We start from the raw sequence: 18,298 nt of genomic DNA on the forward strand, positions 1-18,298 counted from the left end.
ATTTGTCTCCATCCATCAGATGGGGGATTCCACTTGTTAAATCAATTAATACCCTGGATTCTGAACTAGATTAGGATTCTGATCAATTTTTGGTTGCGGAATCGGTAAACGGTAAGAGTTCTTCGTGAAGGGATACACCTGTGCCTTTCTTCCAGCGTCTTTTGCATAGACCGCATTCATGACAGATTCCACCTTATCTAAGCGCACGAGATCAAACCAGCGTTGTCCTTCGAAGGCTAATTCCAGACGACGTTCTTTCAAATAAGCATCTAATAAAGCATCCTTATTTGAACGTATCGCAGTTGACAATTTTGGTAATTTAACACGTGTGCGAATTTTGTCAATAATGTCTGCTGCGCCGGATAAATCTGATCCCTGTTGAATTAAAGCTTCTGCCTTGAGCAATAAAAGATCTGCATAACGAAGCTTGACAATACTATTAAATGCAGACCGCAGTTTAAACATGAATGGATAATGATTGGCGGGATAATAGTTGCTCCAAGTGGTGGTGTAATAGACAACGGATTGCCCCAAACGAATCTGATCCCCTTCATTCGTATATGCTTGTATCAAATTCCGTGAGGGGGTTACCCATTTTGCCCATGTGAAGTTATTATCATAATTGGACAAATCCCTTCCAAACATCCAAGTCGCCCAATTGCCTCCTCCTGAAGTAAACTGTGCTTCCAAAATCGATTCTTTCGTATTCCGTTGTGCAAGATCTGTATTGCTTGCATTCATCGCATATAAATCCGAGTAATTGGTATTCAGATCAAAGCCATCAGCTGTCAATGCGTCAACAAATTGAATGACTTTAGCATAATCGCGAATCGGTTTTTCGGCATAGATCTTTGCCAGCATAGCTCGCGCTACGGATTTGGTAAATAAAGTTTTATTCCCATTATTGTTGGCAGGTGCATCTGCCAATCCATCCATCAGGTCTTTTTCGATCTGTTTGTAGGCTTCTTCTTCAGTAGCTTGTTTCGGAAAATATTGCGGATAAACTTCATTGACATTATCACCGGTAATATCGGGTGCGATCGTTGTGATGATAGGGATAGATCCAAATATACGGACCATATCAAACATCGCCAATGCTCTGAATAGTTTAGCTTGTGCTTTATAAGTCCTAATTTCTGTATCGCTCACCGATTTATCGGCGACACTATCCACATAAATGATCAATCGATTTGCACGTCCAACATCTTCCAGATATCTTCCCCAATCCCGGTCAACCACAGAATTAGACCCTTCAATAGAATTATTTTCAAAAGGTACAACTTCCGCGCCTGTTGTTCCAGCATAGGAATTATCGGCGTGCGAATCGCCAATCAAGAGGAGGTCGAGGTACCAATGTTCTTGCCGATCTTTCATCTGCTGGTAAATTCCGGCCAAATAAGTTTCAACTTCGGCTTTATTCTTGAAAACAATCTGCGTTCCTGTCTCTGTCTTTCCTTGACTGACATCCGAATAATCTGAAAGTGGATCACGGTTCAAAGAGCAAGAAAATAAAAACAAAGAGCCGGTTAGCAAAGAAAGAGCGTTACTTATATATTTTTTCATGATACAGACAATTAAAACTCAATATTAAGACCTAAAACAAATGAACGATTCTGTGGATAGGTTCCCCAATCAATACCCTGGATTCTGGAATCAGATCCGCCGGAATATTGGTTTACTTCGGGATCCATACCGGAATATTTAGTCAAGGTAAATAGATTACTTACAGATAGATAAGGCTGAATTTTATGGATACCAATACGTTTCAGTCTCTCGGGAGAAATGGAATAGCCTAGGGAAACATTTTTCATCCGCAAATAACTACCATCTTCAACAAAATAAGTTGAATTTTTCATGTCAAACCCAGCTTTCGGAACGTTGGTAATCTGTCCCGGTACACGCCAACGATCCAATACAACAGTAGTTTGATTTCGGCCATCATACATCCCCTCTGTTTCCATGCGGCTCGCATTGAAGATATCGTTTCCGTAAGTTCCCTGAATAAATATACTGAGGTCGAAATTTTTCCAGGAGAAGCTGTTTGTCATACCATAGACAAACTTTGGAAGAGGATTACCGATATATGTACGGTCGCTCGATGAAATCTTTCCATCGCCATTCAAGTCGCGGTAAATGAGCTCGCCGGTTTCAGGGTTTACACCATCAGAGATATAACCGAAGAATCCTGCAAGTGATCTTCCTGGCTCATTCTTCACGACAAAATCATTGACATAATCGTTTGTCTTTACATCGTAGTACACTTGTTGTAGATCCAGTTGTTTCAGTTTATTTCTGTTAAAAGAAATATTAAAATCGGTATTCCAAGTCAAGTTTCCGGTCAGATTTTTTGAATTTACCGCAAATTCAAAACCATGGTTATTCAACCTGCCACCATTTCTTTGGATTGTGGTTGCTTGCTGTCCTGCGGGCAAACTTGCATTCATTAAAAGATCTTTCGTATCCTTGTTGTAATAATCTGCACTGATGCTGAGTCGATTATTCAACATCGTGATATCAAAACCAATACTGGTTGTACTTGTCGTTTCCCAAGTCAAGTCTTTCGCCCTTAAGATTGTTGGCTTATTGATATTTGGCAATGAATTGTCTTTTCCCTCAACGAACCACTGTTGACGTTGGATCCCACTCAATTGCAGGTACGCATAATCACCTAATCCATATTGATTACCTGTCTGTCCCCATCCGCCACGGATTTTAAAGTCGTTTATCCAGGTTACATCTTTCATAAAGTCTTCAGAAGAGATTCTCCATGCAGCTGAAACCGATGGGAAATACCCCCAGCGACGTTCCGGACTCAGCTTCGAAGAACCATCGGCACGCATATTTGCGGTCAATAAATACTTGCCATCGTAGTTATACATTGCGCGGGCGAAATAGGACATAATCCCCCAGTTGGATGCTGTAGATCCTGTTCTATCCCAAGAGATTTTGTTTGCCGCATTAAGTGTCTCAATGATTCCATTTGCATAGTTTGAACCATAGATATAGCTTCTGGAGTACTTGGAATCTGTCCATGACGAACCGCCCATTACTTCCAAATTATGCTTTCCAAAGCTCTTCGTGTACGTCAAGAAATTGTCCCAAGTCAACACGGTATTTGTATTACGAATATCTGAAGCCTCCCCGAATTGGTTTCTTCCCCAAGCTGTTGTCCAAGGGTCCAAAAAGGTGGTCATCACACCTGATCTTCTATCCAATGAAAACGCAGTCTTCCAAGTTAAATTAGGCATAAAAGAAATCAGTGCACTTCCTGTGGCAACAAGTCGGTTTTCGCGGTTATTATTATTTCTTGTCCGGGCTAGGTTTTCCAAAGGACTGGTGATGTTGTTGATCCCATAGAAATTATTATAGAATCGATCCGGATTGGTTGGATCCCATACAGGCGCGTAGGTTGGTGTTGTAATCACCGATGTAACTACGCCCCCACGATTAGAACCCAATCCTGAGGTAATTCCATTATCATTGTTATCGGAATAATTGATATTCGCATTTACCTTTAGCCATTTTCGGACTTGATTATCAATATTAGCACGAAAATTATATCGTCTAAAGAAGGATCCCTGTAGTGTTCCTTTTTCGTTCAAATATCCCCCTCCTAAATAATAACGGAGCTTCTCATTGCCATCCGAAACGGATATTTGATGATTTTGTTGGATCCCCGTCTTATAGGTTTCTTTAAACCAATCTGTTTGATCCAACAATCCCTCTGGCAGATTTATCATGCCTATTTCATCCTGTAAATCTTTGTATTGACTGGTATTTAAAACTTTAACCGTGTTATTGACAACATTGGCTGTCCATTGTGTTCCCAGTGTAATTTTTGCTTCCCCGGCTTTTCCTGATTTTGTCGTAACCAAGATAACACCGTTCGAACCACGCGAGCCGTAAATCGCTGCCGATGACGCGTCCTTTAGAATTTGAATATCCGTGATATCATTAGGAGACAAGAACTTAATATCTTCCACAGGAACTCCATCAACAACATACAAAGGAGTGGTATTACTATTAAAAGACGTTATTCCGCGAATTTGTATCTGAGGTGCTGCACCTGGCTGACCACTCGGCTGAATAACAGTGACCCCGGCAGCTTTACCCTGAATGGCTTGCCCAAAATTAGTAACGGGTCTCTTTTCTAAGTCTTTGGTGGAAACTGAAGAGATTGCAGTCGTGACATCTTTTCTTTTCACGCTACCATAACCGATTACAATAACATCCTCCAGCAAATTGGTTGAGGAATTTAATTGGACAATCATGGTACTGTTGGCAGGTAGTTCTTTACTGTCGTAGCCAACAAAAGTAAATTGGAGTATACTGCCCGTGCTAGCTGAAATTTGAAAACGTCCATCTCCGTTACTGGAGACTGCGTTATTACTTCCTTTTTGTGTAATGGTTACTCCTGAGAGTGGTTTCTGATCTTGGGCATCCAAGACACGTCCACTAACTTGAATCCGGTCTTGGGCAAACACCAAATTCACCAAAGTAAACAAGAAAGCTAACCCCATTGAAAAGGCAACTTTTCGTGTAAAGTAAATCATATGAAATAAAAAAATTGGTTATTGTTTAATCTTTTGGTTATTCCAAAATGGCAATGAGTTTCCCCTGCTTCATTGCTCAAAACAAAACTAAGATCACCAAGACGGAGAAAAAAGAGCTAGTACTTAAAAAGTACTGAAGAAAAAACATAAATAACTAAAAACAAGATCACTATAAAAAACACACACCCTTAAAAAGTACCTAAAGGAGCGTAAAATTGTCTTTAACATAGCTAATTTTCGGGTATTATAGCACATTTTATGCCCGGTCGATCACCGCAATCTGACATACAGCCGCCTCGAAAGCATCACGATTTCCCGCGGCTTTATTCCGTACTTTTGTTCTGTAATTATAAACCGTCCGAAGCGAGTATCGCAGGAAACTTGCAATCTTCACGGAATCATCGATCCCTAATCGAATCAATGCGAAAATCCGAAGTTCGGTATTTAACAACTCTGTCTTTTTGGGATAGATCTTCTCCTCTTCCTGAAGGAGTGCATTGAATTCATCAACAAAGGTTGGATATAGATTTAAGAAGATACGATCAAAATTAACATAAAGTTGCTGCACTTCCCTTTCCTCCATTTGCGTTGACTTTAACTGTTCCCGCAGCGCATCCCATTGCTGATTCGTCGCTTTTTTCAGTAATGCCTTTCTGATATCTTCCATTTTATCGATGTAACTCGAACACATGTCAAAAAATTGGGCGATATATTCTTCTTTAATATGGTTGGATTCCGACAATTTAAGGTTAGTCTGGTTGATTTCGTTATTCAATGATCGAAGTTGTTGGTTTGTAGCCGATAATTCCGACCGTATCCTTCTCAAATGTTGCACCTGTCTATAGATAATGACAAGTCCAATAATGACACCGATCAATAAAATACTAACGATAATGACCAGTCCAACCAATTGTCGATTTTGACTACTGATTTTCTGCTGATAGGCGGCATTGATAATGGGATAAGAAGAGGTCCCCTCAATAATGCGATACCGTACTTTACATAACATCGCATCGTCGATTGCTTTTTCAATAAACTGAAAAGCCCGATCAAAATCCTGTTGGTCGTAATACGTTAACGCCAGATCATGAAAAGATGCGTTATCACGATTTGCCATTTCAATATCTGCACTGGCCGATATTGAAAGGTAGTAAATTTGGCTTTTCGTATCCTTTTCATATTTATAAATGAGCCCCATAAAATAGGCGATCAGCGCGCGTTGCTCAATATCCTTTTTATTCTCATTCCAAAGAACCAGTAATTGCTTTTTAGCGTCCTCACGATTACCGTTAAAAAGTGTTTTTATCGCAATGGTAGTACGATACTCCAAGGAAGACTTTGGTAGTACCGTTAACAACGAATCACGATACTTTTCACTTGCCTGGTAATATTCTGACCGATTATTGCTCTGACCGTAATGACTATAAAAGGAGCTGTAGGTATCGTAATATTTTGCCAGGAGATCCCGGCCAAGATGAGCAGATTCGACTTGCTTCAACAATTGTGAAGCTTCTATATATCGTCCGATGGTGGAATACACCCAGGCCAAATCGAGATGAATCACTGCCTGCAAGGAGTCATTATGCGGTGGAGCGAGCTTTTGACACAGTAAAATATAAGTAAGCGCTGCGTCAGAATCAAACTTCTTATAATTTTCAAAGATTTCGTAGTTCTTCTTCAAAAATTGAGCAGGATTGCCTTCTAATGCTTTTGCCTCCTGTTTTAATTTCTCCAATTTATCTTCACGGTTCTTGATGTAAATTTTCTGATTTTCCATCAGATATTCCAATCGTTGCAAAACCCGGGTGCTATCGGAAGCCACTTGTGCAGATAGGTAAAGACTAAAATGTGCGAAAAGAATAAAAAGAAAAATGCGCTGCAACATAATAAAATCGGTTCAAGATAGTGTAGACTAAACTACATAAAAATAACAACAAAAAAGAGGACGTCTCACGACGGCCTCTTCCCCTGACCCAGTTAAGGGTCCAAGAATTAACAAGTTAATTCTTTATCGCATGAAAAATAGTTTTCTTTTTAATCTATAACCACCTATTTCCAACCTCCTCCCAAGGCTTTGTAAAGTAGAATCTGATTTAAAGTATTCTCTTTCTCCAATTCTACTTTTCCGATTTGGGCTTCCAGAGACTCCTTCTGTGCTGTAACGACATCGAGAGAAGTCACCCGCCCAGCAATAAATAGTTCCTGTGCCGCTTCAATAGAGAGGTTTAACGCTTGAACATGTTCATCAACAAAGCTACGTCGTTTGACGATCGCCTCTTGCGTCATGACAACATTGGAAACTTCGTTATAAGCGTTTACAACTGCTTTTTCATAGTCTACAAACGCAATTCCATAATCTGCTTTCGCGATCTCATACTGCGTTTTAAGCTGTCTTTGATTAAATATCGGCAGTGTAATACCGCCAAATAAATTATACGCAATAGATTTATCCAAATTAAATAACTTGTTAAAGCTAAAGCTCTGCAATCCGATAAATGGACTTATTGCTACAGAAGGCAGAAAAGCCAAACGTGATGCTTCCTGATTATTCGAAGAGGCAATCACTTTCAAATAAGCAGCCTTGATATCGGGACGTTGGTTGACAAGATCATCCGGTGTACCAAAATGCATTGCATGATATAAATCCGCATTTTCAGCATATGTACTTCGTACAATAGGTTGATAAAAACGTCCTAATAAACCGTTTATATGGTGTTCCCAAAGTGCTATCTCTTGGATCAATTGTTCTTTAGCAGCTTTAGAATTGGCCAAAAGCGCTTTAAACTGTTGTACAGAAAGCTCAGTCGCATAACCAGCATCTTTTTTTACTTCAACAACTTCCAGTGCATTCTTATGCAATTCAATATTCCGATTATATACTTTTATCTTTTGATCCAAAGCAATTAGTTCATAATAAGCTGTTGCAATATTAGAGACTAATTCCGTTTCCAAGAGACGCTTTCCCTCCTGCTCTGCTAGGAAGCTAAAATAAGCAGCTTGTTTTTGGCTCTTTAACTTTCCCCAAAGATCAATCTCCCAAGATGAACGAAGTCCGATAAAATAATCTGGGATAAATGGTTCGGGTAATTTTTCATCATTTTTCAAATTCTCCGAGAAATTTGAATCGTAATTACCGATCCCTGACTCAGTATAGTGGCCATACTTCCGTATTCCTCCTTCTACTGTGGCCTCGACCCTAGGACCTAAAGCGGCTTTCCGTTGCTTAAAATAAGCTTGCGCAGATTCCAAACGTAGGATGGATTGACGAATATCCAAATTGTTCTGCAACGCCGAATCAATTAAGGAAACCAACTGCGAATCTTTAAAAATTTCCTTCCAAGGCCGGCTTCCCACATTTAAACTATCTGGCGAAAGATGTTTGGAAAATGAAGTCGGTACATTTAATTTCTCCGGTTGAAGCGTTTTTTTGGGAACCGAGCAACTACCAAATAAAATAAGTGCAGCTATGACTAAAGACGCTTTTTTAACGACCTGTTTCTTGTTGTCTTTTTTTGAAAATAAGATCACTAATCCCGGGATGACAATTACCCCGAGTATGGTTCCGATAAGCATTCCTCCCACCGCAGCGGTACCGATACTTCGGTTACCCAATGCTCCTGCTCCACTGGCCATCATCAAGGGAATTAGACCTGCAATAAATGCAAAGGAAGTCATTAATATCGGACGCAAACGGGCAACAGCTCCTTCGATTGAAGCGGTCACGATATCCATTCCCTGCTTATATTTCAAATTGGCATATTCCACAATCAGAATCGCATTCTTACCTAACAAACCAATCAGCATGACCAATGCGACCTGCGCATAGATATTGTTTTCCAATCCAAAGACCTTCAAGAAAATGAAAGCACCAAAGATCCCCGCCGGAAGACAGAGCAGAACTGGTAACGGCAATAAGAAGCTTTCGTACTGTGCACATAACAACAGATAAACAAACAGAAGACAAAGTGCGAAAATATACAAAGCCTGATTTCCAGAGATTTTCTGTTCCCGAGTCATCCCCGACCATTCGATACTATAACCTTGAGGAAGAGATGACGCTATTTTTTCCACTTCTTCGATCGCTTGTCCAGAACTAAAGCCTGCTGAGGATTGTCCTGTAATCATGGCCGAACTAAACATATTGTAACGGGTAATTTGTTCAGGACCATAAATTCTTTCCATCGAAATAAAGGCATTGTATGGTACCATCTCACCCGTCTCATTCTTCACATATAAACGTAATACATCTTCTGGTCTTTGGCGATATTCGGGACCAGCCTGTACCATGACCTTATACATCTGTCCGTAACGGATGAAATTTGTCGCGTAAAGACTTCCCATTAAGGTCTGCAGCGTATTCATGGCATTCTCCACCGATATTCCTTTTTTTGCAGCCATATCGTAGTCCACCTTCAGCATATACTGTGGAAAGTTCACATCAAAACTGGAACCGATATCCTGAAGGACTTCGCTTTTCTCCATATCGTCCATAAACTTCTGCAATACCTCAGCCGTCTTATTGAGATCTTCGTTACCACTGCGATCCAAAAGCCGCAACTCAAAACCTGATGAGTTACCGAAGCCCGGCACCGTTGGCGGTGGAAAAAAATCAATCTCTGCATCCGCAAAATCCTTAGTCTTATCACGTAATTCTTTAATGACATCTGCTACGGTCTGATCACGTTCTTTCCAAGGCTTAAGGTTAATCATTCCCATGCCATAGGAAGCACCGGATACTTCTGTAATGATACTATAACCGGACAACGTAGAGACTGTTTCAACAACATCGAGTTTCCGTGATACGGAGTCAATTTTATCCAAAACGCGTTCTGTACGGTCTACGGTTGCTCCGGGTGGGGTTGTTACAGCGACATAGATCATTCCTTGATCCTCGGTTGGAATAAAACCTGAGGGTAAGATGGCACTACTTCCCCACGTCGCTAGAAAGAATCCTCCAAGTAGAAGGAGAGTCAGTCCACGTCGCGCACTGGTTTTTACCAAAATTCCCTTATAGCCGAAGGCAGTCTTGTCATAAATGGCATTGAATTTTTTAAAGAAACGGTCCAACCAGTTATTCGAAGGCTTACGGTCATGGGGCGATTTTAGGAAAAGCGCACATAAAGCGGGCGTCAATGTCAACGCGTTGATACCTGAAATAACAATGGCAGCCGCGAGCGTCAATGAAAATTGACGATAAAAAATCCCCACCGGCCCTGAAAGAAAGGCAACTGGAACAAACACGGCAGACATCACCAACGTAATGGCCACAACAGCACCCCCGACTTCTTTCATTGCCTCCAATGTCGCTTCCATAGGTTGAAGATGTTCTTCTTCCATCTTTGCATATACAGCCTCGACGACGACAATTCCATTGTCTACCACAATACCTATGGCCAGTACCAAGGCAAACAAGGTCAGTAGGTTGATTGAGAAACCTAACATCTGCATAAAAAATAATGCCCCAATCAAACATACTGGTACAGCCAAAATAGGAATAATAGTCGCCCTAAAATCCTGTAAAAAGATAAATACAACAATAAAAACCAAAAGAAAGGCTTCCAGTAAGGTCTTGATAACGGAAGAAATCGAAGCATCTAAGAAACGTGATACGTCATAGCCCATTGTATAGGTCATTCCGCTTGGAAATTGTGTCTGTTTCAATTCTGCCATGCGATCTTTCACACGTTGAATAACCTCCTGTGCATTTGACCCTGGTAATTGCTTCAACATAATGGAAGCTGAAGGCCGACCATCGGTTTTGGAAACCATTTCATAGTCCAACGAGCCAAATTCGACATCTGCAACGTCTTTAATACGGATAATGGAACCATTGGAATTCGCCCGAATAGGAATATTAGCATATTCCTCTATTTCGGTGAATTTACCAGGATAACGTAACACATATTGTTGCATATTGCGCATCTTATCCGAGCTAATCCCTGTTTGCCCCGGTGCAGCCTCAATATTCTGCTTTCGCAATGCTGCCACCACATCTTCGGTGGAAATATTATACGCTGCCATACGATCAGGTTTAACCCAAACACGCATAGCGTAATCCCGCATTCCCATAATCTGAGCGAGACCGACGCCTTCGATCCGTTTCAGTTCCTTTAGAATGTTGATATCTGCGAAATTGTAAATGAATCTTTCATCCGCAGTTTCATCATCGGTAAAAACATTCAGATACATCAGCATGGAGTTGACCTCTTTTTCGGTGGTTACCCCTGCTTTGATGACCTCTTCAGGGAGTTCATCCAATACCGTTGTTACCCTATTCTGTACGTTTACAGCCGCAATATCTGGATCTGTACCAACTTCAAAAAAGATTTGAATAACCGTGCTGCCGTTATTGGTAGACACTGAATTCATGTAAGTCATCCCAGCTACACCGTTGATTGCTTTTTCCAAAGGAATAGCGACAGCATTTGTACTCACCTCAGCATTGGCACCTGTATAATTGGCATTGACGACGACCGAAGGTGGTACAATGTCCGGAAATTGCGTGATGGGCAATGTAAATAAGGCCAACAACCCTAAAAGTGTAATAAACACCGAAATAACCAACGACAATATGGGTCGTTTTATAAATGTTTCAAACATAATTTATCCTCCCCTACAGTTTCCTCATTTTTGGATTAATCTTCATTCCACTCCGCAGTCCCTGTACTCCCTCATAGACAATCTTGGCGTTGGGATCTAAACCTCCATCCACAATGTAATAATGCCCCACACGTGGGCCCGCTGTAAAAGGTGTCATTTTTACGGTACTATCTGCCTGTACAGTATAAACGTATGTTTTGTCCTGAATTTCAAATACTGATTTTTGGTGTACAAAGGTATGTTGCCCTGTCTGCATTGGCACTGCAATCTTACCTGTTGCACCATGCTTTAGGATATGCTCGGCATTGGGAAATTGAACCCGAAGGGCAATGGATCCAGTATTGGCTTCAAATTCACTTTCTACCAAATGGGCAATTCCCTCGTGTGGATACAGTTCACCATTAGCCAAAATTAACTTGACCGATTTTTGCGTCTCCTTACCGTCCAACTTATCACGCATAAGTGTCAGATACTCCCTTTCAGAAATATCAAAATAAACGTTCACTTTACTTAAATCGGAGATCGTCGTAATTAAGCTACCCTCGGTCAATAAAGAGCCTTCTCTCAATAAGATACGGTCTATACGACCGTCAAAAGGAGCCTGTATAACAGTATAGTCCAATCTTGTCTGTGCCTGATTTACCAAAGCTCGGGCTTCTTCGATTTTAGAATTGGCCGCTTTTAATTGAATTTTCAATAAATTATATTCGGAAGAGCTCACAATATTCTTGTCAACCAATTTTTGAGTTCGTTCCATTTCCAGCTTGATCTTTTGTGCCTCCGCAATGGCATTATCATACTGTGCTTTGGCCTTGGCTAATTCCGAACGATATTCCTCATTATTATACTTAAACAGCATTTGGCCTTTCTTTACCCAAGCCCCCTCGTCTACATAAATTTTATCCAAAAAGCCATTCAATTTGGAACGAATTTCGACGTTTTTTAAGGCTTGAACATCCGCAATATACTCCTGATAAACAGTCGTATCCATTACCATTAAAGGTACTACTGGTATATTTTTGAGTTCTTCTTTCGAATCAGCGTTAGCGTTGGATGAATGGCATGAAGCCAGCATCCCAACCATACCCACGAAAAGGCACAGTAAAAGTAATTTCTTCATAAACGATAAAAAATGTAAAATGTTAAACCCTCCTACGGTATTTTAAAATCAGTCGTTAGGAGAATGTGTTAGATGGGAGCTACAGCAATTCTATAGCGTAAAGAGCGGCCCAAAGCCTTCCATACCATATATAGAAATAAAACTAAATTGTTGCAGCCTCCGCTAGAAAATTAGAGGAGCGTAACTAGAATGGCCTAAAACGGGATAGGAAGCGATAATACCCTGGTAAGCATAGGGTTTTAGATCGGTAAAAAGGATGTTCATCATCTTTTGCAAAACATAATGCCGTAAAGACGATTCCAAAAACAAAAATAAAAATTGGTAGTACTTGACTATTGAGCGAAAATATACGATAATCATCTTGCAATAGTACTTTTTCTTCTTGGGAAGAATGAATGGGTTCCAAATCCAATACGTCATCCAAAAAATACTCCACAATGGTCTCACCTGCATGCAACACCTGTCCAGTTGCCGAGGAGAAAGACTCATAGGTCAACAGATTAAGGTATGCAAAGAGTGTTAAAAAATGAAATATTTTGCCTAACATATCGAAATTTCGAATCACAAAGGTATGACTTTAAATAGCTAAGATTATTTTATTCATGTAAAAAAACCATGACAGCCTAAAAAATTAGCTGTCATGTCCTTAAATATCTCTAGTTTATTAGATTAAAGTCGATAAATTTCAAATGTTACAATTTGATTTTCACCACTAATGGAAAATGATCCGATGGTAATCTTGTCTCGTACTGTTTAAAAGAAAGTTCTTTAGGGAAATCCCCCTTTTTAACCTCTTCACTATTTTCTTTAGCACTACGATAAGATTCTGTTAAAACAGCATAATGCTTTACTTTAATCCGAGGAGTTACGAATACATGATCTATACGGCTGTCTGTCCAAAGATTATTATCGAAAGCATTAAATGTACCGTTCCATGTAAATTTAGTCGGAGCAAGCTCAAAACTATCTTCTATAAAATCGGATTCTTGTAGGATGTTATAAATTTCATTATTTTGATCGACATTGAAATCACCGGTCAATATAGCTAGTTCCCCTTTTACAAACTCTTTCATTTTTTTGACAACCAACCGACTACTTTTTTCCCGGGCTTTGACACCAACATGATCCATATGCAAATTAAAGTACCAAAATTTCTTCCCAGAATTAATTTCCTGCAACTGCACCCAAGTACAAATACGAGGTAAGGCAGCATCCCAACCTTTTGAAGGGCGATCTGACGTCTCAGAAAGCCAGAAGACGCCACTTTTTAATTTCTTAAATTTCTTCTTTTTGAAAAATATAGGCGCAAACTCTCCCGCAACTTTACCGTCATCCCGACCAACACCAACATAATCATAATCAGTAAGACGTTTTTTCAAATCTACCAATTGATTTACCAATACCTCCTGTGCTCCAAAAACATCGTAATCCACAAAATCAATTAAAGAAGTGATTACTGGAAATCGCTGATCCCAACCGTTACCATTTTTACGATCTCCGTCATTGTCATAACGGATGTTGTAGCTTCCTATTGTAAGACCTATTGAATTTTGTGAAAAGGCATTTAAAACAAATAAATTGATTACAAAAATAAGACTTAGCGATATAATACGTAATTGCTTCATAATATATTATTTTATTTTTTCGTTACTAAAGGAATATGGAGCATCTTCTTTTTTTGTACCTCTATTTTTATTCGGTTCTTCGCTCATTTTGAAATCAAGTTTGGCACCCTGCAATAAATCTTTATAACGGATATAATTATGATTATAAGGCTTTCCATTCCAAGTTAGTTGATCTACGTAGACCTGATTTGCTCCCTGTTGTTTAGCTTGGATATTCACTTTTTTCCCATTTTCGAAATTTAGTGTCACCTTATCGAATTGTGGTGAACCAATCACATATTCGCCCGAGGCAGGAGAAACTGGATAAAATCCCAGCGAAGAGAAGACATACCAGGCTGAAGTCTGCCCGTTATCTTCATCACCACAATAGCCATCTGGTGTAGGCAAATAAAGTTTATCCATTATTTTGCGTACCCAATATTGTGCTTTCCAGGGCTCTGCAGCATAATTATACAGATAAGGCATATGTTGGATAGGCTGATTTCCATGCGCATACTGTCCCATATTCATCACCTGCATTTCACGCATTTCGTGGATCATTCCGCGACTTTTCATACCCTCATAACTCGGAATAACAAACACCGTATCCAACATGGACACAAATGATTTATTACCACCCATCAAATTAATTAAACCTTGAGGGTCATGGAACACACAAAAACTCCAATGCCAAGCATTTCCCTCCGTATATTCTCTTGACCAGGCACTTGGATCAAAATCTGAGACGAACGATCCGTCTGCTTTTTTCCCACGCATAAGTTTTGTACTTGGGTCAAACAGATTTTTATAGTTCATCGCGCGTGTTGCATAAATAGCTGTTTCAGCTTCCGGTTTGCCCAATGCTTTGCCAAATTCATAAATACACCAGTCATTGTATGCATATTCCAATGAACGTGCTACATTTTGGTCTACTTTTACATCAGCAGGTATATAGCCCAATTTATTGTAATATTCATAACCGAAGCGTCCCGTCGAAGAGTGTTTCGGATAGGCACTATTGGCCCCATGCTTGAGCGCTTCCCATAATAGGTCTTTATCATAGCCTTTCCGATCAGTGATCAAGGCATCTGCGACAATAGAAGCGGAATTGTTTCCAATCATCGATGCACGATGTCCTGGCGAAGCCCACTCCGGAAGGTAACCACTCTCCTTATAAGCATTGACCAAACCTTCTTGCATGCGATCGTTCATGGATGGATATAATAAATTCAACAGCGGAAACAAACTTCTGAATGTGTCCCAAAAACCTGTATCTGTAAACATTTCGCCAGGCAGGACCTGCCCATTGTAGGGGCTATAATGCATACGCTTGCCTGTTCCATCAAATTCAGAAAAATCCCTTGGAAAAAGTGTTGAACGATAGAGGCTGGAATAAAATGTACGTAACCGGTCAATATTATGGTCTTCAACCTGTACACGTCCGAGGATTTCGTTCCACTGTGCTTTACCTTCGTCAACAACCTGTTGAAATGTTTTGGACTTCACTTCTTTTAAATTAAGTTCTGCCTGCTCAAAACTTATAAAGGAAGAAGCAATACGGGCTGTGACCTTCTCCCCTCTTTTCAAGGAAGAGAAGCCCACAACTGCTCCGGCGTGATTGTCCTGAATTTCCAATTCATCTTTACTTATCGCTCCGCTTTTAACAGCAGCTTTGTAGGAGAATGGTCTATCGAAAGTAATGACGAAGTAATTCTTGAAATTCTCCGGAACACCACCGCTATTTTTTGTTGAATACCCGATAATCTTATTTTCCTGCGGAATTACTTTAATATAAGACCCCTTATCAAATGCATCAATAATAACATAAGCACTGTCTGTTTTGGGGAAGGTGAACTGAAAGATTGCTGCCCGTTGTGATGGAGACAATTCTGTTGTCACATCGTGATCCGCAAGGTAGACGCTATAATAATAAGGTTTTGCAATTTCCGCTTTATGTGAAAACCAGCTTGCCCGCTTTTCCTGATCAAATAGCGGTGTGCCTGTTATTGGCATGATTGAAAACTGACCATAATCATTGTTCCAAGGGCTTGGCTGGTGCGTTTGCTTAAATCCTTTAATTTTATCAGCCGTGTAAGTATATACCCAACCATCGCCCATATTTCCAGTCTGCGGGGTCCAAAAATTCATACCCCAAGGCCGAGCGATCGCAGGATAAGTATTGCCATTAGACAATTCATACTTCGATTCTGTACCGATCAACGGGTTAACGAAATCAACAGGTGAGGTTTGTTGCGCCATTCCAGCATGCGTCGCGAATAGAAAAAGAATACTACCTGTTAGTTTTTTAATATTAAACATAAATGAAGCGTTTGGTTAAGCTTAAAATTATTAGCAAAAAAGCTAAAACGTATTAGTAAATATAGGTAAGAAATTTAAATATAGCAGATTACCCAGGTCTTTTTCACAAGATGGTTACAAAAAAAACCGCAATCAAATGATTGCGGTTTTTATATCACACTAATACTACCACCCAGGGTTCTGCCCTAATGAGGGCGATTTTTGGATCTCTGAGTTTAAAATAGGAAATAAGTAATGAGTTGGAGCAGTAAAAACTCTACTTTCAACAAAGAAACGTTCCATTTTATAACGTTTATCACCGATTTGGATTTTACCATTTACATCTTCAACAGCTCTCATACCATTAATCATATTTTGAAGTTTCGGATAAGCTGTATTATTATTCTTCCAGTAGTTTATACTTCGTTCATTATTTGTACTACCTGATGCAGTAAAGGTCTGGTATTTAGTTTTCTCCACCGAGCTACTGGGCTCTAGATATAGGCGACTATCAAAAGCTCTCTTATTCTCATAGAAGAATTCGACCCTTCTTTCACGGTAAATGTACTCACGCATCAAATTTTTATCAGCAAGCGTTGTCATAGGCATTGGTGCCATAAAGGATCTAGATCTTACCTGATTAATTAAATCATAGATCTCTTGTGTTGGTCCATCAACTTCGTTAACCGCCTCAGCATAAATGTAAATAAAGTCTGGCAAACGCCAAACTGGAGGCGCACTAATGATAACACTGCCATTCTTATTCCAGGCTTCCTGCAAAAATTTCCTCAGATAATATCCCGTGCGCGTTGCATTATTCGCTCCGATCTGATCGGCACCACTCGCAATATTTGTCTGGGATGGATTATTGTTACCGCCGCGGAATGCTGCACCATGAAATATAATGTCGCGATAAAAACGTGGATCCCTTTTTACTGAAGTATAAGGATTTGCGTCATCATACCCGTCCTGTTTAGCCTTGGTACTATAAATCGGGTAACCAAAGCCATCTGGCGACAAGTACTCATACTCATCTACTTGTTCTTGAACGGGCATCTGACGAGCTCCACCACCGCGGCTTGGCGGATATACATCACCAAACCACCCTTCACCCTTATAGCGCGTAAAAAACAAAACATACTCATTTTTGAACGCCTCCATATCATAAAACATCTGCCATAAGCGTGTATAAACTGTTGAGTTACTCGTGTTTTGACCACCACTATCTCCAAAATCGGTATTTGAGTATTTCTGGTAAAGACTATAACGTTTTCCACCTGCAACCTTACTTTCAAGAACTGCCTTAGCAGCCTCTTTAGCTTTCACCCAACGCTGAGGATCATATGTAGCGTATTCGGACTCAAACTTACGTGTCCCATTATAACCTTTTGCGGCAGCTCCATTCCAAAGTGGTGTAGCGGCCATCCACCGTGCTTCTGCTATCAGCCCAAGACATGCCCCTTTATCGATACGTCCAAAATTCTGCCCCTCCCATTTTTCCGGGACAGCATTATATGCTGTTGTTGCATCAGCTACAATTTTGTCAATAACTTTATGAACTGACTCACGCTCGAAATTCATGTTCTCTGTTGCCGTAACAACATGATCTATGTAAGGTATCTCACCATATATACGAACAGCCATTAAATGAAAGTAAGCTCTTAAAAAGTAGACCTCACCCACGCGCATAGGCAGTGAACCTGGTTCTAGGATATCATCTGGTGTACTATATTTTTTAATTCCTTCCAAAATAACGTTTGTTCTGCGGATCCCGTCAAACATACTATTCCAGAATTGCCCATTGTCTCCGGGTAGTTCATTGATATTCCAATCACCTGTATTATATCTATTTGTAATATTTCCCTCTACTGTAGAGCCTTCAGCCTCATCGGTTATCGCGGCACTCGAAAAATGATAGAACCACGAGATAGGCTGATTGACACCCTTCGCTTTAGCATACACATCCGTAACGAGCTGATTTACTTTTTCATAACGAGTAAAAACCTCATCTTCCCGGATCTGATCGTCGGGTAATTTGTCCAAATATTTGTTGCAACTTGCGATCATAAAAGCAACCACACCTGCCATAAAAAAAAGTATTTTTTTCATCTTCAATACATTCA

At 40.1% G+C, this 18,298-nt stretch carries 9 protein-coding genes; all 9 read right to left on the reverse strand.

Annotation, left to right across the window (positions count from 1 at the left end):
* Positions 1 to 45 precede the first annotated feature (45 nt).
* Positions 46 to 1,563, reverse strand: a complete 1,518-nt coding sequence (locus IQ31_RS05045; RefSeq protein ID WP_145327279.1) for a RagB/SusD family nutrient uptake outer membrane protein — start codon at positions 1,561 to 1,563, stop codon at positions 46 to 48.
* 11 nt (positions 1,564 to 1,574) lie between these two features.
* Positions 1,575 to 4,520, reverse strand: a complete 2,946-nt coding sequence (locus IQ31_RS05050; protein ID WP_244294339.1) for a SusC/RagA family TonB-linked outer membrane protein — start codon at positions 4,518 to 4,520, stop codon at positions 1,575 to 1,577.
* A 289-nt stretch (positions 4,521 to 4,809) separates the two neighbouring features.
* Complete coding sequence (locus IQ31_RS05055; protein WP_145327283.1) at positions 4,810 to 6,438, reverse strand: DUF6377 domain-containing protein; 1,629 nt, start codon at positions 6,436 to 6,438, stop codon at positions 4,810 to 4,812.
* A 164-nt stretch (positions 6,439 to 6,602) separates the two neighbouring features.
* The gene (locus tag IQ31_RS05060; RefSeq protein WP_145327285.1) at positions 6,603 to 11,153 is read right to left on the reverse strand and encodes an efflux RND transporter permease subunit; all 4,551 of its coding nucleotides are present in this window, start codon (positions 11,151 to 11,153) and stop codon (positions 6,603 to 6,605) included.
* Between the two features lie 13 nt (positions 11,154 to 11,166).
* Positions 11,167 to 12,273, reverse strand: a complete 1,107-nt coding sequence (locus tag IQ31_RS05065) for an efflux RND transporter periplasmic adaptor subunit (RefSeq protein WP_115046907.1) — start codon at positions 12,271 to 12,273, stop codon at positions 11,167 to 11,169.
* A 184-nt stretch (positions 12,274 to 12,457) separates the two neighbouring features.
* The gene (locus tag IQ31_RS05070; protein WP_070561742.1) at positions 12,458 to 12,820 is read right to left on the reverse strand and encodes a hypothetical protein; all 363 of its coding nucleotides are present in this window, start codon (positions 12,818 to 12,820) and stop codon (positions 12,458 to 12,460) included.
* A gap of 145 nt (positions 12,821 to 12,965) precedes the next feature.
* Complete coding sequence (locus IQ31_RS05075; protein WP_201303454.1) at positions 12,966 to 13,898, reverse strand: endonuclease/exonuclease/phosphatase family protein; 933 nt, start codon at positions 13,896 to 13,898, stop codon at positions 12,966 to 12,968.
* Positions 13,899 to 13,904: 6 nt separating this feature from the next.
* Positions 13,905 to 16,196: a GH92 family glycosyl hydrolase gene (locus IQ31_RS05080; RefSeq protein WP_145327287.1), complete on the reverse strand. Its 2,292-nt coding sequence runs from the start codon at positions 16,194 to 16,196 to the stop codon at positions 13,905 to 13,907.
* 165 nt (positions 16,197 to 16,361) lie between these two features.
* On the reverse strand, positions 16,362 to 18,284 hold the full coding sequence (locus IQ31_RS05085) for a RagB/SusD family nutrient uptake outer membrane protein (RefSeq protein WP_070561814.1): 1,923 nt from the start codon (positions 18,282 to 18,284) through the stop codon (positions 16,362 to 16,364).
* Positions 18,285 to 18,298: the final 14 nt, after the last annotated feature.

It is taken from the genome of Sphingobacterium siyangense, assembly GCF_007830445.1.
Taxonomy (GTDB): Bacteria; Bacteroidota; Bacteroidia; order Sphingobacteriales; family Sphingobacteriaceae; genus Sphingobacterium; species Sphingobacterium siyangense.

Coding starts and splice junctions, on each gene's coding strand:
- IQ31_RS05050 (WP_244294339.1), bottom strand. CDS start 4,520: ATGGGGTTAGCTTTCTTGTTTACTTTGGTGAATTTGGTGTTTGCCCAA.
- IQ31_RS05065 (WP_115046907.1), bottom strand. CDS start 12,273: ATGAAGAAATTACTTTTACTGTGCCTTTTCGTGGGTATGGTTGGGATG.
- IQ31_RS05075 (WP_201303454.1), bottom strand. CDS start 13,898: ATGAAGCAATTACGTATTATATCGCTAAGTCTTATTTTTGTAATCAAT.
- IQ31_RS05070 (WP_070561742.1), bottom strand. CDS start 12,820: ATGTTAGGCAAAATATTTCATTTTTTAACACTCTTTGCATACCTTAAT.
- IQ31_RS05045 (WP_145327279.1), bottom strand. CDS start 1,563: ATGAAAAAATATATAAGTAACGCTCTTTCTTTGCTAACCGGCTCTTTG.
- IQ31_RS05060 (WP_145327285.1), bottom strand. CDS start 11,153: ATGTTTGAAACATTTATAAAACGACCCATATTGTCGTTGGTTATTTCG.
- IQ31_RS05080 (WP_145327287.1), bottom strand. CDS start 16,196: ATGTTTAATATTAAAAAACTAACAGGTAGTATTCTTTTTCTATTCGCG.
- IQ31_RS05085 (WP_070561814.1), bottom strand. CDS start 18,284: ATGAAAAAAATACTTTTTTTTATGGCAGGTGTGGTTGCTTTTATGATC.
- IQ31_RS05055 (WP_145327283.1), bottom strand. CDS start 6,438: ATGTTGCAGCGCATTTTTCTTTTTATTCTTTTCGCACATTTTAGTCTT.